The 17,177-nt window shown below is 65.2% G+C and carries 20 protein-coding genes, 1 tRNA gene and 2 pseudogenes; 8 read left to right on the top strand and 15 right to left on the bottom strand.

Annotated features, from left to right (window positions below; genetic code table 11):
- Positions 1 to 798: 798 nt before the first annotated feature.
- The 6 genes from K3N28_RS06110 to K3N28_RS06085 form a co-directional block, all read right to left on the bottom strand.
- Complete coding sequence (locus tag K3N28_RS06110) at positions 799 to 1,296, bottom strand: hypothetical protein (protein WP_228091602.1); 498 nt, start codon at positions 1,294 to 1,296, stop codon at positions 799 to 801.
- Positions 1,297 to 1,317: 21 nt separating this feature from the next.
- A complete protein-coding gene (locus tag K3N28_RS06105; protein WP_228091601.1) occupies positions 1,318 to 1,839 on the bottom strand; it encodes a hypothetical protein in 522 nt (173 codons plus the stop codon).
- A 49-nt stretch (positions 1,840 to 1,888) separates the two neighbouring features.
- Positions 1,889 to 2,383, bottom strand: coding sequence for a hypothetical protein (locus tag K3N28_RS06100; protein WP_228091600.1), 495 nt, complete (start codon positions 2,381 to 2,383; stop codon positions 1,889 to 1,891).
- A gap of 33 nt (positions 2,384 to 2,416) precedes the next feature.
- Entirely contained in the window at positions 2,417 to 2,743 is a 327-nt protein-coding gene (locus tag K3N28_RS06095) for a WXG100 family type VII secretion target (RefSeq protein ID WP_228091599.1), read from the bottom strand.
- Position 2,744: 1 nt separating this feature from the next.
- Positions 2,745 to 3,149 carry a hypothetical protein gene (locus K3N28_RS06090; protein WP_228091598.1) on the bottom strand — a complete coding sequence of 135 codons (405 nt, stop codon included), beginning with the start codon at positions 3,147 to 3,149 and terminating at the stop codon, positions 2,745 to 2,747.
- Between the two features lie 490 nt (positions 3,150 to 3,639).
- Positions 3,640 to 4,119, bottom strand: coding sequence for an NUDIX hydrolase (locus K3N28_RS06085; RefSeq protein ID WP_228091597.1), 480 nt, complete (start codon positions 4,117 to 4,119; stop codon positions 3,640 to 3,642).
- Between the two features lie 271 nt (positions 4,120 to 4,390).
- Between K3N28_RS06085 and K3N28_RS23495 the strand changes: the two are divergent.
- Both K3N28_RS23495 and K3N28_RS06080 read left to right on the top strand, forming a co-directional pair.
- Positions 4,391 to 4,525: pseudogene (locus K3N28_RS23495) on the top strand (IS5/IS1182 family transposase); the annotation flags it as partial.
- A gap of 112 nt (positions 4,526 to 4,637) precedes the next feature.
- On the top strand, positions 4,638 to 5,282 hold the full coding sequence (locus K3N28_RS06080; protein WP_228091596.1) for an RNA ligase family protein: 645 nt from the start codon (positions 4,638 to 4,640) through the stop codon (positions 5,280 to 5,282).
- A gap of 547 nt (positions 5,283 to 5,829) precedes the next feature.
- Here the strand turns inward: K3N28_RS06080 and K3N28_RS06075 are convergent.
- Together K3N28_RS06075 and K3N28_RS06070 are read right to left on the bottom strand one after the other, a co-directional pair.
- Complete coding sequence (locus tag K3N28_RS06075; RefSeq protein ID WP_228091595.1) at positions 5,830 to 6,891, bottom strand: hypothetical protein; 1,062 nt, start codon at positions 6,889 to 6,891, stop codon at positions 5,830 to 5,832.
- Positions 6,884 to 7,642 (bottom strand): hypothetical protein, encoded by a 759-nt coding sequence (locus K3N28_RS06070; protein WP_228091594.1) that lies wholly within the window; start codon positions 7,640 to 7,642, stop codon positions 6,884 to 6,886. Before K3N28_RS06070 ends, K3N28_RS06075 begins: the two co-directional genes overlap by 8 nt.
- Positions 7,643 to 7,869: 227 nt before the next feature.
- Between K3N28_RS06070 and K3N28_RS06065 the strand changes: the two genes are divergently transcribed.
- Both K3N28_RS06065 and K3N28_RS06060 read left to right on the top strand, forming a co-directional pair.
- The gene (locus K3N28_RS06065; RefSeq protein WP_228091593.1) at positions 7,870 to 8,220 is read left to right on the top strand and encodes a hypothetical protein; all 351 of its coding nucleotides are present in this window, start codon (positions 7,870 to 7,872) and stop codon (positions 8,218 to 8,220) included.
- Between the two features lie 264 nt (positions 8,221 to 8,484).
- Positions 8,485 to 8,985 (top strand): hypothetical protein, encoded by a 501-nt coding sequence (locus K3N28_RS06060; protein WP_228091592.1) that lies wholly within the window; start codon positions 8,485 to 8,487, stop codon positions 8,983 to 8,985.
- Here the strand turns inward: K3N28_RS06060 and K3N28_RS06055 are convergent.
- The 6 genes and pseudogenes from K3N28_RS06055 to K3N28_RS06030 all read right to left on the bottom strand — a co-directional run bounded on the left by K3N28_RS06055 (position 8,977) and on the right by K3N28_RS06030 (position 14,231).
- Positions 8,977 to 10,432: pseudogene (locus K3N28_RS06055) on the bottom strand (NF041680 family putative transposase). The gene K3N28_RS06060 and the pseudogene K3N28_RS06055 sit on opposite strands and share 9 nt — an antisense overlap.
- A 270-nt stretch (positions 10,433 to 10,702) precedes the next feature.
- Positions 10,703 to 10,777 (bottom strand) — tRNA-Lys (locus K3N28_RS06050).
- 120 nt (positions 10,778 to 10,897) lie between these two features.
- Positions 10,898 to 12,322, bottom strand: a complete 1,425-nt coding sequence (locus K3N28_RS06045) for a tyrosine-type recombinase/integrase (protein ID WP_228091590.1) — start codon at positions 12,320 to 12,322, stop codon at positions 10,898 to 10,900.
- Entirely contained in the window at positions 12,322 to 12,558 is a 237-nt protein-coding gene (locus tag K3N28_RS06040; protein WP_228091589.1) for an AlpA family transcriptional regulator, read from the bottom strand. Before K3N28_RS06040 ends, K3N28_RS06045 begins: the two co-directional genes overlap by 1 nt.
- A 175-nt stretch (positions 12,559 to 12,733) precedes the next feature.
- The gene (locus K3N28_RS06035) at positions 12,734 to 13,594 is read right to left on the bottom strand and encodes a TRM11 family methyltransferase (protein ID WP_228091588.1); all 861 of its coding nucleotides are present in this window, start codon (positions 13,592 to 13,594) and stop codon (positions 12,734 to 12,736) included.
- On the bottom strand, positions 13,587 to 14,231 hold the full coding sequence (locus K3N28_RS06030) for a hypothetical protein (RefSeq protein WP_228091587.1): 645 nt from the start codon (positions 14,229 to 14,231) through the stop codon (positions 13,587 to 13,589). The genes K3N28_RS06035 and K3N28_RS06030 overlap by 8 nt, the downstream gene beginning before the upstream one ends.
- Positions 14,232 to 14,406: 175 nt before the next feature.
- On the opposite strand from K3N28_RS06030, the gene K3N28_RS06025 reads away from it, so the two are divergent.
- The 4 genes from K3N28_RS06025 (at position 14,407) to K3N28_RS06010 (ending at position 16,618) form a co-directional block, all read left to right on the top strand.
- Positions 14,407 to 15,288 (top strand): restriction endonuclease, encoded by an 882-nt coding sequence (locus K3N28_RS06025; protein ID WP_228091586.1) that lies wholly within the window; start codon positions 14,407 to 14,409, stop codon positions 15,286 to 15,288.
- A gap of 252 nt (positions 15,289 to 15,540) precedes the next feature.
- Positions 15,541 to 15,684, top strand: a complete 144-nt coding sequence (locus K3N28_RS06020; protein WP_228091585.1) for a hypothetical protein — start codon at positions 15,541 to 15,543, stop codon at positions 15,682 to 15,684.
- Between the two features lie 169 nt (positions 15,685 to 15,853).
- Positions 15,854 to 16,051: a hypothetical protein gene (locus K3N28_RS06015; protein ID WP_228091584.1), complete on the top strand. Its 198-nt coding sequence runs from the start codon at positions 15,854 to 15,856 to the stop codon at positions 16,049 to 16,051.
- Between the two features lie 3 nt (positions 16,052 to 16,054).
- A complete protein-coding gene (locus K3N28_RS06010) occupies positions 16,055 to 16,618 on the top strand; it encodes a hypothetical protein (protein ID WP_228091583.1) in 564 nt (187 codons plus the stop codon).
- Between the two features lie 341 nt (positions 16,619 to 16,959).
- Here K3N28_RS06010 and K3N28_RS06005 read toward each other — a convergent pair whose 3' ends face one another.
- The gene (locus tag K3N28_RS06005) at positions 16,960 to 17,139 is read right to left on the bottom strand and encodes a hypothetical protein (RefSeq protein WP_228091582.1); all 180 of its coding nucleotides are present in this window, start codon (positions 17,137 to 17,139) and stop codon (positions 16,960 to 16,962) included.
- Positions 17,140 to 17,177: the final 38 nt, after the last annotated feature.

The following is a 17,177-nucleotide window of genomic DNA, read 5'->3' as shown; positions in this document are numbered from 1 at the left end:
AGGCGGATACGGATCCTCCGGGCTCGTGCCCGAAGCTGCACCTCCCTCCTCCGGTGTCCCTTCGTCGTCGCTCCCGCTGGAGGTACAGCTGAGGGCAGTGGCTGTCAGCAAGGCTGCGACAACTGCGCCGAGGCGGCGCCGTCTGCTGAGCAGTAGTGCACGCATTTGGATCGCCCCTGCAAGACGCTGCGGCACCTGCGGTACCGCAGGTGAAAGCCGGACCGAAACTCCGGAAAACAGCATGGCCTCTGAATCGGCTCGAGACTGTTGTTCTAACACATTCCCGGGAGGCATGCGGGAAATTAGTGAAACTCTCAGATCTTGGCGCTTCAAGGCCCCTTAATACTGGCTGTTGCACTTGAAGTTCATTGCAAGCAGTCGGCGGAAGAGGTCGGCGCGTACGGCGCGGCTGTCCGCAGCCTTCGCGCTCGTCGTAGGCCGCTTCGATGCCGCCACCTGCATAGCGTTCTTCATCAAGCTCATCGCCCACGTCGACCAGAAGATCCATCTGCTGCTCGACCGGCACTCGGTGCACGGTCCAAACCGGTCCCCTGGCGCCCAGTGCATCGATGCGGGGCGGAGTATCGGGGTGGCGCGGCAGGAAGTACGCCTCCAGGACCACCTGCGGGCAACGCTCGACCAACGCCCAGATCAACTCCATGGCCGCCGCGCGCAGGCAACGCGAAGACGCCAGCGGAAGGTGGTTCGTGGGCGGAGGCGGGAGCCGCTTACACCGTATGAGGGTTCCCCGATCTTGTAAGAACCCTGCCTTATCGCTACCGCGGCGTAACATGCTGGCTATTCGTCGAGGTCGCCGCCTTGGTCAATCAGCGTCTTTTGGAAGTCGATGACTTCGAGGCAGCGGGCGCTTTCGCGTTCGAACTCGATACCCGCCATGTCGGGTGCGATGCGCTGCAACTGGGCTTCATAGCAGGAGGAGAGCGTGTCGTACACCGCTTGGGTGCGCAGTTCGGGCTCGCCGTAGCCGAAGCAGCCGGTGACCGCGGAGAGGATCGGGTCGACGCCGGCTTCAGCGATCTCCTCGTCTAGGAGCGCTTCATGCCGCTCGTCGAGCTCGGTGATGAAGTCCGGGCTGGCGTTGCCCTGTCGGATCTGCTGCTGCAGGTGCTCCAGCACATCGGCGACGAAGGCGACGACCGACTCGTCGGCGATCGGTGGAGTCATGGTCCGCATCGTCCAGGACAATGCATTGACGGCGATCTTCAGTCGGGGAAGCGCACTGAGGCCGTCAATCGTTTCTTTGTACGGGCGCATTTCATAGTCCCAAAGATACAATTCCTGTCCTCCTCATCAAGCTCACGGCCACCCTACCAGGTCGGTATCGGGGTTATTTTCTGCGCGTTCTCCGCATCCTTGGTTACTGGGGTTGTTGTAGCTGTCGCAAGGCTTTCTAGAGGGCGCCATGCGGATCGGCGGCTTCAGATGCCCCTGCTCGGTCGCATTGGCGAGAATGTGCTCAGCGTGGGTCTGTTTCGGGTTGTCTTTCACGAAGCTAGGACCGTCGACCCTTTGGTAGCCGAGTCGTTCGGCAAGCTCGCGTGATTCGGGTGAGGTGCCGCGGGAGCTGACGGAGTAGTAGAGATTGCCATCGGCGTCTTGCGCGGTCGCTACGGTTTTGCGGTTGTAGGACTTGTCGGCGGCTTCAGGGGTTTTGCCCTTGCGGAAGGTCTCGTGGATGGCCTCAGCGTCGCGGCGCAGCTCGGCATCGGTCTTGCGCCGCGGCCCCGAGGGGCTCCCGGAGCCACCGCCCGTTCCGCCCTTGCCGCCGCCGCCCTTGCCAGTGCGGAAGATCTTGACGTCGTCGAGGATCCTCGACACGGCTCGGCTCCCGGCCGCTTTCGCTTTGCGGGGCGGATTCCGGCGGACCCTAGCCATTGAGCACCATCTCGATGGCCATACCGATGAGCTGGTCGACGATGATGCCGGTAATGGTCTTGAAGATCGGTATCTGCGCGAGCGAGGCCCCAAAAGTGACCACTGCGGTCGCGATGGCTTGAGCGATCTGGAATGCCAGGATCACCAGCTGCACGATCACCTGGATCTTCAGCGTCAGCACAACCCCGGCGACGATCGTCAACCCGATGTTGATGATGTTGGCCGGGTCGGCGGCGTCGGCGAGGTTCCGCGGCGCCGACTCCTCGTCCTCCCACTCCTGGCCGAACGCGTCGATCTCGGCACCGATGTTGTTCTCCAACAGCGTCCGCGCCGCGGCGTTCAACGACTCGATCCGGCCGGAGATCTGGTCGGCCATGCCGGTCCACTCGCCGGCGAGGTTGAACAGCTTTTCCTCGTCGGACTCGGGCCAGTCGTAGCCGAGCATGCTCAGCAGACCCGTCAGCTCAGAGGGCAATTGCAAGCCCATAGGGGTAACGCCTTCCGGGGGTAGGAGTGGTGGTCAGGTACCGATCTCGCCGCCGATGCCGTCGAAGGCCTGCGCGATCTCGGCGTCGGCGGCTTCGTGGTCGTCGGCCATTTCCCGCAGGTTCTGGGCATAATCGGCCAGCTCTTCGATGTTGGTCGAGAAGCACTCGGTGAGTCCGTCCGCGCATGCTTGGTGGGCCAAGCCGACGAGCATCCCGATTTCGTCACCGCCGAAGGCGTCAGCGAATTGTTCCAGGGCACCGGTGAACTGGTCGAGAAGTCCCTGAACCTCGTCCTTAGCGGCGTCGAGCTGGTCAGCGGTCTGCCGGAAGGTCTCTAGGTCGAGTTCGAGATCGGGCATGTCACCGTCCTCCGTGGATCTTCGTCATGACCTCGCTGATCGAGGCGCTCATAGCCTGGAACTGTCGCAGGGACCGGTCCTGGATCTCGGCAACCGACTCGTTGACCGCTTCAAGGTCCGGTACCGGCACGTCGACGCTCATCGCCTGGGCACGCTCGTCCAACGCGGCGTTGATCATTCGCTTCAATTCCTCGAACAACACCTCGGAGCCCAAGCGCATCACCCGGGGGTCGGCGTCGAATCGGTCGATACGGCCGTCGATGCCGATCGTCACCGACGCCAAGCCTTCGGCGCCTTCGACCGTGACCGGCTCGACGGGGGTCGCGTCCGGCGACTGGACGGCACCGGCCAACTTCGCGCGTGCATCCGCGAGCTGCTGTGCGATCGTGTCCTCACCGAACACCAAGCCTCCACTCTCACCAGCCGCCTCGAGGTGCCCATCATAAGCCAGCAAGACAACCCAGACAGCCCCGAACTCACCGCGCCACTTCAGGGTGGTGAAAGCTACTGCGGCAACGCGGTGAACCTGCCGCCAAGCCGACTGCAATTGTCTCGCAAGCGGTGGACGGTTGGGCGGCCTTCCGATGCTTCGCGACGGACCCCCTCCACGTCCGTGGAGAGCACGAGGTGGCGTAGACCGGCTGCGCCATCGTCTGCGGAACACCTCCACGTATCTGGAGATGATCCGAGTGGGTCTATGACTTGCGCAACGTGATGATCCTGCCGCTGTGCTGAGTCGTGCCGCCTCGGCCCACGACCGCTGCGGCACCTGCTCACATTCGGACCCTGCCTGCGCGGACATACGTCCCCCCGCCCGGGCTCCCCGTTGATTATGAAAAGGACTGTCCAACGAGACCGGCCTGGACAACTGCCGCTAGTTCGGCGGGGGAAGTTCGTTATCTAACTCCGGACCGGTAGAGCGTGGTGCCGGTCTGTTGGGCTCGAAGTGCGTCCGTCAGCCGTCGTTGCCCGTCGTTGGACAGCAGGGACATCGCCTGCTCAGGTGGAGTGAAACGGTGTTCATCGAGTTCGCCGGTGTCCAGTTTGACCTGGTGGGGCTCGATGGTGTCGCCCTCGAAGATGAACTCGATCAGCGGCAGGGGCCGTGCCGAGGAAGGTGGCGTCCAGTCGACCAGGAGCAGCCGGCCGGGAGGTAGGTCGATGCCGATCTCCTCCTTGACCTCGCGGCGGCAGGCTTGTTCGGGCGACTCGCCCTCATTGAGGAGACCACCGACGAGCAGCCAGTGATCGCGGTAGTTCGGCTTGACGAGCAGAATGCGGCCGGCAGAGTCGGTGAACAGGGAGCCCGCCGAAGCGAGGTGCTTGGGAAGGCCCGCGACCCACTGCTCCGGCGGTTGCCATTCGTTGGGAGACATGGCATCGACCCTAACGCTGCGGCGGTCATGTGCGCCGGTGGCCGAAAGTCGCCTCTGCGGCGAGAGTGGGATCGGCGGGCTCGGTCGTTCCGATCACAGATCCATTCGGCCCACTGGTAGCGGAAGTCTCGGTCATGTTGGGTGCGGGTGATCTGGCCGTAGAGGCGGGAGAGGCCGGTCAAGGTGAGGCGGGTGCCCGCGGCGCGGGCGCGGTGGTGGGCGATCGCGGTCGTGCAGGCTGCCAGTAGCGCGAGGGTGATCCAGCAGCGGCTGGGCCATCGAGCACACCATCGCCTGGCTCGGGCTACCGCCGACTAACCCTTCGGTATGAGCGCCACGGCTCCCTCGTCGCCGCATTCCTCGCCCTGGCCGCAGCTTCGCCTGCTACAAGAAACTCGCTTACTGAGACACGCACTTATCCCCCGCCGCATAGGACGACGTAAACGCCAGAAGGAAAACCTCCCGCTGCTGCACCGCGAGTGCGGCCCCGGTCGCCCCCAATGCTCGTTAGGCACTACGTGAAGAGCCTATGGAACAGCCTCGAGCTAGATCCAAGCCGCGAGCCCCTAGCCGGCAGCGAAGCGCCAAGAGAGGTGCCGTGGCAGTCCAGGTATGTCGACTTCAACGATCAGTTCCTGATCACCGAGAAGATCGATGGTTCGCGTGTCGGTCTCCACATCACTCGTGCGGCTCCGGAGTCGCTTGCAGCAAGCCCAGGACACCATGTCGAAGTCGAGGGGCAATCGTGGCTGCTGCAGCCGATGAGCCCACACCGGTGGCTGACCCGCGAGCGAGACAACTTCGGATTCGCCGCATGGGCACACGCATCGGCCACGCAACTCGTTCGACTCGGAACCGGCCGGCACTTCGGGGTTTGGTACGGCCAGGGCATCACGCGCACCTACGGCCTCGATCACCGCCGCCTGGCGCTCTTTGACGCCGAACGCTGGTCCCACCTACCCGGGCTCCTATCCGAGCAAGTCGAAACCGTCCCCCTCATCGCCCGTGCCCGCGGACCCGAGCTTTCAGCCGCCGTCGAAGGCGCCTTGCACCAGCTGGAGCACTCCGGTTCCCTCGCCGTGCCGGGCCAACCGGCCGCCGGCATCGAGATCGCCCCGCAGGCGTTGGAGGCGGTGCGGTTCAAGGCAACGCTCAACCCATGACAAGCTCGTTCTCGACCTAGTGAACTCCTAGCAGGTCCGGGCCCGCGCCGTGGCTCAGCTCTACTGTCCAAATAGACAACGGACCTAGCCCATCCACAGGACATCCACAAAATCAGGATGGCAAGCGATTTCTAGATCGCTCCCAGTTGCCCGATGAGAATAGAACCGCTGGTCAGAGAATCGGAGTTGTGGGCCCCCTCGGACTCGAACCGAGAACCTACGGTTCGAAAGGCGCCCGTGACCTGCGGTTACACCTTGCGACTGTCAACCCATTCATAGCCCATCCAGGCCCGCCGAGCCGACGTGGACAAAGCTCTGAGGCGGTGTTACTAAAGGGCTCTCGGTAGTCTCAGCGGCTTGTTCAGGCCGCTGTCCGTCGCGCTTGCCGGGGCGAGCGGCCAAGGCCCGCACCGCCAAGTAGCCGACCCGGCCGAGACGCCAGGCCCGGAACCCCAAGATGGGTTCCGGGCCTTCGTCGTCCTTGCGTGAGAGCGAGAAGCGCCGGCGGTCGTTGACCGCCGGCGCCGTGGTGGGCAATGAGGTTGAGTTAGGACGGCCGGAGTTCGCCGGTCAGCACGACAACGGGTTCGTCGCCTGCGCTCGGGTCGCCAGCGTAGATCGTGTTGCCTGTGGTGGCGCGGTGGGTGCGGGCGAAGCCGTTCACTGCTCGCGCCAGTTCGCGGATCGGGCGTCGGAGTTGGTCGACGTCTTCGACTGAGGCATCGTCCATATCTGGGTCGGGTTCAGATTCGGGATCGAGCTTGGGTAGACGGGGTTCCGGTTCCTGCTGGAGGGACACGACGACGTCGACGTCGGTCACGGGATATGTCCAGACGAGAGCACCCAGAGGGGGGAGGTGCTTCGGTGTTGAACCGTCGGGGTTCGGGATCTCCTTCGGGTAGTAGGTGAACAGATCGGTTGAGGTGGGGGCGTCATCCGATGTCGGTGCCGTGTTCGGGGCGCCGGGAGGATTCGACAAGGCACTGCACGACGGCGCCTCCGAATGCTCCCCTCCCGGCTTGGTAAAGCGGTCACCAGCGGTTGGTAGAAGCCACCGGTGGTTTGCCATCGAGCACGAAGGTGGTGGTGGAAGCGGATCACCGATGCTGCCGTACAGCGATTCCAGCGCGCGCCGCACCGCATCGACGATCGGCATTGAGTCGATCCTCGCCGTCAGGGCGGACGCAGCGCCGAGCGCGAGCGCATCCCGCGTCAGTGGAGCGTGTTTTACCTGGACGATAATGGTGGTCATCTGCTCCCGATCGAAGCTCACAGCGTCAATGCCGTGGTCGGGGACAGCTTCTGCGGCCTCGTTGCTCCAACGGTCGCGCAGATCGACCATCAACTGAGTGGGGTTATATACCCAAGGGCCCCGCAGGGGCGAGGGCGCCGAAGCGCCCTCGCTCCCCGCGTGGTCCGCCCGATCGGGCGGAGTGGACGTTTCGGCTGAGCCCAGCACGTCGTCGAAGATGCGCTGGAGCAGGTCGTCGCTGACGCCGTCGTCGCGGCGGAGTTCGGCGATGGTGGCTTCGCTCAGCTCGGGAACGTCGATGTCGTCGGCGCACCCATCGAACTCCTTGAACGGGTCGACTTCCTCGTAGTCATGCATCGTGCCCTCCCTCGAACTCTCTGTCGGCTTGCTCCATGCGCTTCTTGATGGTCCGGACGCGTTTGGTCGACTGCAGGCTGAGCAGCTCGGCGACGGCCCGTTCGGAATACTCTTCCTTGACCAGGATCATGATGGCGCGATCGGTGTCGGACTCGGCACCGCGCAGCATCCGCTCGAAGTGGTCGTCGCGCTCGACCTTCTCGATGAACTCGGTGCCGTCGAGCTGTTCGCCACTGTCGACCAGCCTGTCGACACACCGCGCATCGGCGCGCCGCCGGCGGCGCCACGACCTGAAGGCCGTGGGGAACTTGTAAAGCGTGCGGCGGACGAAGTAGGTCTGCACGCTCGCGCGTCCGTCGGGTCGCCACTCGCCCTTCCGCAGGGCGTCGATGAGGGTGCGGCCCGCTTCGCTGACCGCGTACTGGACCAGGTCGGCGCGGTCGGCAGCCTGCTGCCGAAGCGCAAGTCGTTCGCTCGTTGACGCTTCCAAGTCGATGCCGATCCCACGGAGCTTGGCGAAGACCATCTCGCTGAGAATCCATGCGTTGAGCACCCGGGCCGCGGTGTCGAGTAGCTCCTTGAACCAGCAGGTGAACTCGGGCCCGGTGAAGCCGTCAGCAGCGAACCGCGCGACCTTTGCCGCATCCGCATGGAGCGACGACACGTCCGGTTCCGGTACGTCAAGGTGGTCAAGGCCGTCAGATGGTCCGTTAGTGGCGTGCTCGATGACTTGCGGGGTGCGGCTGTCCATTCACAGTCTCCTGGTGTGATCACGGGGGAAGTCTCCAAAAGGTGGGGTGCAGTTGTGCTCCGGAAATCGGTCGGAGTTAGGCGTACGGACTTCTAGACCGGCGGGGGCGCGGTTGCGCCCCTGGAGGGCGAAGTTTTTTTGGGATCTTCGCGATGGCGCCGTAAGGGCGCAGCTGGGCCCAGTCGGGCATGGAACTTCATAGCAGCACAAGACCGGAAGGAGCTGCCATGAAGAACCCGAACGAGACCCCCCACGAGCCGCCGACCGAAGGCCTGCTCTCAGTACGAACCTTGGGGATCTTGCAGGCCGGAGTCGTCGTCGGGCTGGTGGTCGGGGCGCTGAGCTTCGCCGCCGGCCAACCCATACCCGCCGCAGCGCTCATCGGCCTCAGCGCCCTGGGGGCCACCGTCCTGGGCCTGCACCGCGTCGTCGAGCGATCGCACCGCCGACGTCGCACCGCCTCGCCACCCCGCGGCGCCTTGCTCGATGAAGGACTCCAGCGCGTCGAACAGGCGGTCACCGAGCTGACCCAGCACATCGAGGACACCATCACCACCGAGGCCGAACCGATGACCTGACCGCCGCGTGCGGTGGCGAGCCGCCGCCCCCGCGCGGGACCCGACGTCGAGGTGCCCGAAGGCCCACAGCGCACGCTGTGGGCCTTCATCAGCTGCACTGTGTGGCCCCAGAAACAGACATATCAACCCATGTGGCTACCACCGAGAAGCGCAAGGTTCCCGCAATTCGGCCCCGGGCGTGTCGTATTCATGGGATGAATTTGATCGAAAATCCGACCAGTCGAATAATAGACTGGTCGAAAAAACTGGCGTACTATCGAGGGCGTGAACCTTTCCGAAGCACTCCAATCCGTGAGGACGCAGGCGCGCACGTTCGAGGAACAGCGCCGCCTCCTCCTCCACGCCGCAGTCGAAGCGCACATGGAACACGGCCTCGGCGCCAACACCATCGCGACGAACCTCGGCGCCTACGCTGGCGGACCGGGATGGGGCCGCGACCGCGTCCTGGAGATCCTCCGCGCCGCCCGTACCGCCCGCGCCGCCAACGACGCGCTGCGCAAGGCCGACCTCGCGAAGGTCGTCCAGGCCTTCCACACCGAGCCCCGCAGCGCCGACGAGATTCCGCTCGAGGTCCCTGACACCGTCGCCCACCTCGCCGTGCTGACCGGAGCCCATATGGGCGTCGGTGGCGCGAAGGCGATCCTCGCCGTCTTGAGCATCTCGGGTCTCACCGTCGATGCCACCGACGCCGAAGCGGCCCTTGCCGAATCCAGCAAGAACACGCCGCCGCTGCACCTCAAGCGCATTCCCCGGCCCTTAGCTTGATTTTTGACCTTTGGTGCTGGTCAGGCGCTGTTCTCGTTCTCTTATGGTCTTGTCGCGTTTGGCTTTCTTGCCCGGGTCGCGGATCGGTGCTTTGCGCCGATTGCGTTGCCCGGCAGGCCTTCCGGGCCCGGGTTTGGAGGGTTTCAGCGCCGCAGTGAGTCGGGGCAGGGCCGCGTGAAGGTTCGGGAAAGCCCGGCGGACGCGGGCGGGGGGGGGTGAGTCGGCCCGGCCCTGCGGGGGCCTCCCAGGGCAGGCGGCGGTCGGCGGCGAGGGCGCGGGCCAGGCCAAGCTGGGTGAACGCGGCGATGACCAGCCAGGTCCAGCGGTCGGCCGCTTCGGGGTCGCGGACCTGGGGGATGGTCCATCCCAGGGTCTGTTTGAGGAACCGGAAGGTGTGCTCGATGTCGAAGCGGCGCAGCCAGGCCGACCAGATCGCATTGAGCAGGTCGGTGTCGAGGGCTTGCTGGGAGGTCCAGAGCCAGAGCGGGGTCGGCTTGCCGGTGTGCGGGAGCCGTTCGGTCTTCAGGCGGATGAGGGTGGCCTCGATGATCGGCAGGTCGCCCTCGTGGCCGATCCAGGCGGCCCGGTGGGTCAGTCGGGAGTGGAGGTTTTCCCAGGCCATGGCTTCGAGCCGTCCGTAGCGGGCGGTCTCGGTGCTGCTGGCGGTGTCAGGCCCGCCCCAGGTGTCGGGGTCGGCCATGCGGCAGGCCCGGCCGTGTTTCGGCGGACGACCACGGCCGGACCAAGGGCCGGGCCTGCCGTAGAGCACCCGGTCCGACTTGAGGCGGCCGACGATGATCACCGGCAGGTCGCGCAGTTGCCAGGCCAGGCGTGGGACGTCGTAGCCGCCGTCGGTCACGACCGCGATCGGCGCGTCGCCGCTGCGGTGCTGCCCGGCACTGGTCAGGCGGTCGATCACCGCGCGCAGTTGGAGGGCGGTCACCGCGGCAGGGTCGTCGTCGGGACCGATGCGGGTGGCGTCGAGGATCTGGGTCCACGAGCTCGCACCGGGTTCGAGGGCGGCGACGAAGGAGTAGGACCAGCCGGGCACCATCTGGTCCTGGCCTCGGCCGTGCCCGGACCCGTGGCAGTACAGGCGCCCTGGGGAGCAGTTCGCGTCCGGGCGCAGCCACCCGGTCGTATTGACCGCGAGCACGATCCGGCCCGATACGCGCCCCAGCGGCTGCGTGGCCAGGGCGTCGCGGAGCCGGTCGGCGTCGATCCGGCCCGCGGCCAGAGCGTCGTAGAGCGCGCCGTGCCCGCGGGTGAACACCCCGGTCAGTGACAGGCCCGGCAGCGAAACCACGGGCCCGGAACTGCACAGCACTGCGTCGGCCAGCTTGAACAACGCATCCGAGCGGGCCCTCAGGCACTGATGGAAGCGGGCCCGGAAGGCCCGCAGCGCCCCGGCTCCCGCGTCGGGACCGGGTTCAGGAAGGATAGACAAACGAAGCCCTTGCTGTTGAGATTCGTTGTGTCGCAACAAGAATCATCAAGCAAGGGCTTCGCTCACGTTCAGGCAGGGGTGCCTGACCAGCACCAAAGGTTAAAAATCAAGCTAGTAGGTCCGGGCCCGCAGTGTGGCTCAACTCCACTGTCCAAATAGACAACGGACCGAGCCCATCCACAGGACATCCACAAAATCAGGATGGCAAGCGGTTTCTAGATCGCTCCCAGTTGCCCGATGAGAATAGAACCGCTGGTCAGAGGATCGAAGTGGTGGGCCCCCTCGGACTCGAACCGAGAACCTACGGATTAAAAGTCCGCAGCTCTGCCATTGAGCTAGAGGCCCTTGCCGAGACCATACCGTATCGGCGCGCTGCCGAGCTGGAGCAGTCGGCTGCGGCATCGATGGTACGGCATGGCCGCCACGGGAACCGTCCGAGCCGGTCCCTCGTGGCGGCCGGCACGCTCACTCCCCCAAGAATTTATCGATCTCGCCCTGCCAGCGGTTCTCGTACCCGCCGATGACGTTCGCGTAGATCCGCAGCAGCACTTCGACGGAGTGCCCGGCCCAGGCGGCGACCTGCACCGGCGGGACTCCCGCGTACAACCGCAGGGAGATCCCCGAATGCCGCAGGCTGTAGGGGCGCTTGAGCAGGTTGGACAGCCGCTCAGCGGGCCCGAAAGCGTACTCGCGAGCCTGCCGCGAGAGCAGCCAGACCGTTCCGGGGCTGACCTTGCGCCCGGTTGCTGACCGGAAGAGCGTTCCGCCGCGACTGGTGCCGTACCGATCGACGTGAGTGTTGATGAGCTCGACCAGGCGCGGGGGGATCGGCACGATCCGCACGTCCTTCGATGAGCGGTGCTTGAGTCCGCGGACCTCGTGGGAGGTGCCGGTGTCGGTCCACAACCGCCCGACCTGGGTGGCTGCTTGGGAAAGTGTGACGGTTCCCCACCCAGTGGCGGGCAGATCGCATTGGTTGAGCTTGAGGGCGGCGGCTTCTTCGGGCCGCATCATCCCGTAGTAAAGGCACCCGAGGAAGGCAACGTAGCTGCCGCCTGAGGGCCAGGTGTAAGACACAGCGGCGATGAGCGCCTCGACCTGCTCACGGGTGCCGACCTCGCGCGGGTCGACTGCGGATGCGCCGCGGTAGTCGCTGGGCCTGTGCCAGGCCAGGCGCGGGTTGTGGAGGGGGTTGTCGTCAAGTTCGCCCTTAACGACGGCGTGTTTAAGAAGGGCCGCGAGCGTGCCCTTGCGTTTGTCGAAGTGCCGGGCGGAGGCTTTCTTGCCGTTGTGGCAGAGGGTGAGCGCCTCGAGCAAGTCGTGGAGGGCTCCAAGATCGGCCAGGTCGGCGACGGCCGGTGAATGCTCCGCGGCCCATGCCAGGAGATCGGTGACTGCTGGCGGCGCGGCTTTCATGTCCGCGGACGGGTTGAGGGCCCAGTTGCGCAGCGCCAGACGCAACTCCCCCACCGGTTTGGGAGGTTCGGGCAGGACAGCGATGAGAATGTCGCGGAGCCCGTCAGCGTTCCCTACCCTCGTATTCGCCGCCCGACCTGCCCAGTTCGCGACGGCGTAATCGCGGGCGTGGTCGTAGAGGCTGAGGCGCTTCACCGTAGCGAGGGCGGCTGGAGTCTTGGCCTCGGCTTCGCGTTTGGCACGCAGCATGTCGGCTGGCAGGCCTTCATACAGGTCGAAGGCCCGGCCTTCGATAATGGCGACCTCGAGTTTCTTCTTGAAGTTGCCTGCCTGATTCTCGGACGTGAAGTACCGCGTGAACGGGGGCCGCTTCAGCTTGCCGACCCGCCAGCGCAAGCGCCACGGGCGCTTGGTCGCGGACTTGATCTCGTCAATCTTGTACAGGCTGACGTCCCAGCACGGCTCGATTTCCACTACGGTTGCTCCTCAGGTTCTGCAAGACCGGCGAGCCAGGTGTCGAAGTCGGCTCGCCGGATGCGCAACTGCCCGTTGGGGAGCCGGATAGCAGGCGGGGCTTTGTTTTCGGCGCGCCATTGCTGCCAAGTCCTGCGCGGCAGCGGCCGGCCGTCCTCGTCGGCGAAGATGCGGAGGATCTCCGACACAGTCATCCACTCCCGGTCCTTGGGCCGGGAGTGGTCGCGCGCGTTCATGCCCCACCTGCGCTTCCCGCCCCGTTCGGGCCGTTGCGCCGGATGGACCCCGCGCATCGCGGGGAGCTGGGACCGTAGGGCGACTTCCAGCTCGGCTCAAGCGCCCGGATGCGGCCTCGGCCTGCACCGGTACGGCGGACCGGGCTGGAGTAGGGAATCGTCTTTCGTGCCACGTTCATGACGGCTTCCGGAAGACGAGGACGTCCTCGTGGGCGCGGGCGAACAACTTCTTGCCTTGGCGGCGGGCCTCGCGCACGTTGTGCAGGTGGAAGAACGTCACATGCGGATGCAGTGCCCCGTCCCAGCGGGCGAGGAGCGCGACGCGCCGTTCAGCAAGGGTGAGCCCGGCTGCGAGCCCGGCGCGGATCACGAAGGAAGGAAAGTCGACCAGTGCCCCGGCTTCGGTGAACGGGCGCGCGGTGACGACCGCGAACCCGCCGGGCTTTAGCGCGAGCAGGCAGCCCGCGAACACCGCTTCCAGACCGGCCTGTAGCCGCGACGCCGACGAGGTCGCCAGCGACTCCGGTTTGGCCTTGCCGGTGCTGTATCGGTGAGCGCGGTTGCGGATCTTGCCGCCGGTCACTCGTGACGTATCGGGCTGGCCGTGGGTGACCGCGCCGTAGGGCGGGCTGGTGAGCACCATGTCGACCGGAGCCCGCAGCCGCGTACCGTCCAGGAGCAGGGCAAGGTCCGCCGCGTCGCCTTGGACGACCTCACCCCAGGAACCCGGGTGAGCGGCCATGGCCGCTTCGATGTTGGCGCGTGCCAGCTCCACCCACTCTGGTTCGAGATCGACGCCGTAGGCGTTTCGGCCTTGCTGGATCGCCTCGATCACGGACGTGCCGACCCCGCACATCGGGTCCAGGATCGTGTCCCCAGCTTTCGAATAGCGCGCAATCGCGGTGGTGGCGATGTGGGGCCACATCTTCGCCGGGTGGGCGTTGCCGGCGACGTAGGCGTCCGAGCGCTGGCGGTGCGGTTTGGCTTGGCCGGTCGCCCAGATACTCGGCAGCGGGCCCGGTGTGCGCTTAGACATGGGCGCGACCTCCTTCGTCCGTCTTGCGCCAGATGCCGATGCCCCAGTGCGAGGCCGGCGTCGTACCTGCGCCGCTCACGGCCTCGGGCGGTGTACTGGCCGCAGTGTCAAACACGGCTGCCGCGGCAGCGACCAGATAGGCGGTGAACGACAGTGGCAGGAAGCGGACGTCGGTGAGCGTGGCGATGTCGACCGCGTCCTGCTCGCTGCGGCCGGCGAGCACGAGCATGCCGCCTGGCCGCAGTGCCTCGGCGGTCTTCTCCAGTGCCCCGGGGCAGCGCAGTAGCCACGCCGAGGCGATGATCATTCCGGCCTGGTGCTCGCGCAGCTTGACCGCGAGCGTGGACTCGCAGGCGGCCTCGATGGCGGTGCGGCGCTGCTGGTCGGCAGTCAGCCCCGCGAGCGTGCGGGTAACGATGGCCCGGCGGCGGTAGTAGACGTGGGCGCGGCGACCGGCGCGCGGTATCGCCTGCCAGCCCTGCAGGTCGACAGCGATGATGCGCCCGGTCGGAGTGAGCTCGTCGAGGAGTCCGTCGACCAGGTCGGCGGCGTCCTTAACGGTCCACACAGTCAATGGAACGTCCAGGCTGCCGTAACGGGCGATCGCCAGCGGCGGTTGGTGTATGCGGTTGGGCAAGAGAGCGTCTCACCGGCTACCGATAGATCCAGGCTCCGAGGGAAGACCAAGGGTGGGCGCGAATGCGCGATGGGTGTGCATGGGGTGGGGGCCACCCCGCAAGAGGGAGCGGGCGACAGAGCAAGGGCGTGGCTGACGGCCCCGAATGTCGGCAAGTCGAAGTACCCTGATGCGAATGGAAGAACAGGACACGATTCCCAAAGTGCCGCAATTGCTCTGGCCCACCCTGTTGGCGGTCCGGTCACTGGGCGGGAGCGGCTCAGTGAAGGAAATCCAGGCTGAGGTCGCGCGGATTGAACAGTTCACCGACGAGCAGCTGGCTGAAATGCACAACGACGGTCCAAGGACGCGCCTGGAGTATCGAGGCGCTTGGACGCTCAGCCACCTAAAGATCATGGGTTTGCTAGACAACTCCAGTCGCCGCGGTACCTGGGAGCTAGTCGGGCGTGGCGGGGAGATCACCGAGGCGGAGATCCCGCATTTGTACAAGCTGAAGCTGCGCGAGCAACGGCAGCGGAACCGTTCCAGGAGGGAGGAAACCAAGTCCGAGCACGTTGAAGAGCTTGCTGAGGCTGTTGCCGAAGACGGGGTCGACGACTGGCGGGCAGAGTTGCTTACCGAGCTCATGACGATGGACCCCACCGGTTTCGAGCGGCTCTCCGAGCGGCTGCTGCGCCGGGCGGGCTTCGTCAACACCGCCGTACTCGGCCGCACGGGCGACGGTGGAATCGACGGTCAAGGCGTCTATCGGGTCTCGTTGGTGAGCTTTCCGGTCTATTTCCAGTGCAAACGCTACAAAGGGAGCGTCGGTGCACCAGCAGTGCGCGACTTCCGCGGCGCGATGGTCGGACGCGGCGACAAGGGCCTGCTGATCACCACTGGTCGCTTCACCACCGACGCGCTCACCGAGGCTACTCGCGATGGCGCCCCGCCGATCGACCTCATTGACGGCGAGCAGTTGTGTGACCTGCTCAAGGACTACGGCCTCGGGGTTACCACCACCCTGCGCACCGTCGAAGACATCACCATCGACGCCGACTTCCTGCGTCGCATCTGACCCAAGTCGAAGACAATCGACGCCGAGGCGAGCTGTTGCAGCCGCTTCGCTCCCTAACTTCCTGGTCCCACGGCCGTCAGGTCGGCCTCCTGCTGAACGAATATAGGGTGAATCTTCGGGATCGAAGACCGTAGTTGGCGGACGTTACAAACCAGTACTGCAGAAAGTGTTCGTAGCCCGGGACCCCGACTTGTCTTCGGGAGGGGCCGCCGGGGTGGGGTCGATGGGGGGACATCGGTGTGGATCGAACCGATGCCAGGCGGAGTTAACCGGGTCATCGCGACTCCCCCGACGGGGGCCGGCATCCAGAGCTTCGGTGACTACGAACCCACCCGCAGGAAGCAGGGCCACAGCAGAGCGTTGGAGATCCACCACGCCGAGAACGCTCGCAACTAGCCTTTCGTATGAGACAGCTGTCCTGAATGTGGCTGACGTGATGACCTGCTAGAACTCGTCCGTTCGGATGATGCGCAATGGGCGCCTGACTGCCGTATCGTGGAGGTGATACGGAATCATGCACGCAAACGGGGAGCGTGTCACCTCACCCCAAGAGGAGGGCAGCGCGATGCGACAACTCCAGACACCACCCGCAGCCTGTGAACCTGATGAGATCAGTCTCGAAGAAGAGCAGCAGATCGCAGAGGAAGAGTCTCAGCGAAACCTGGGCATCAGCTTCGAGGAGTTCAAGCGCCGCTGGCGCGCCGGAGAATACCGGGGCAATCCGGACCCAAAGGTCACCAGCGTGGCGTTCTGGCTCCACTAGTCCATGCCCGGACGCACCCCCTATGACGCCTACCAGGCGTTCTCTACGCCGCTTGCTACAGCTCTGGCGACGGTTTCCCGCGCCAAGATCATCTGCAGCCAGGGCGGCAAACGCGACCTCGGAGTTGTCCACCATCTTTACATCGGCACGCGCGGAGGCCGCGAATACCTGCCGTTGAGCGTGAACGACCGCATCAACCTGGAACTACGGGCGCGCATGAAGTACCGAATCATCCTGAGCGAGCGCCCTGGGGCCGGCAAGTACCGCGTGACGACCTGTTGGTACGACTACTCGATCCAGCTGGCTGATGGGCGTGCAGTCTTGGATTTCCACTGGCACCCTGAAGGCGAGTCACACGAAACCAGCCCTCACTTGCACATCGGTGAAGCACAGCTCAGCCAGGACGCTGTACTCACCAGTAAACAGCACATCCCTACTGGGAGAGTGACATTCGAGTCAGTCGTGAAACGCTTGATCGAGTCAGGCGTTGAGCCGCTGTGTGACGACTGGGCGGACAAACTGGATAAGTCCGAGTCCCTGCACAAGCAACATCGCAGTTGGTCCTGATCCAGCTTGATGAGGTGCGCTGCTGACCGCACCTACCGACAACGACCCGCCATGATCGCCGACCAGTGCGGCTCCGCCGCTGAAGGCAGGGCCACACCCTCGCTAACAGCCAAGGGCCCCCTGCACCCCTTGCCGCGACGCCCAGACGCCGGGTGAGGCGCGAACGCTAGCAATCGAACCACCAACGCTGTCCCCCGGGTATCAACCCAACGTGAACAACGCGGACTCTCGTATACTGGGCCCATGAACCGGACCATTCTCTTTGCGGCAGTGACTGCTGCGATTCCAGTGCTTGCAGGGACATTCAGTTCCAGCACTGGTGACCGAACTTTGGTCGCGGTCTACTTGGTGCTCGCTGCCCTAATCGCCTTTGAAAAAAATCCTAGGATGGTGTCGCACAGGATGTGCGATTTCTGATTCAGAAGCAGAAAAACCAGCTCACAACCACCGACGAACTTCTGAGGAACCCAGAAGCGGCCACCGCCCGACAACACGTAGCCGGGCGTGTCGAACTGAGCCACGAATAGGACAACTGTCCGCAAACTCCACCATCGTCAGG

This window comes from Glycomyces sp. TRM65418 (genome assembly GCF_019710475.1).
In the GTDB taxonomy this organism is placed as follows: domain Bacteria; phylum Actinomycetota; class Actinomycetes; order Mycobacteriales; family Micromonosporaceae; genus Glycomyces.
Note: the sequence above shows the minus strand (reverse complement) of the source record. Positions and strands in the feature narration are given on the sequence as shown.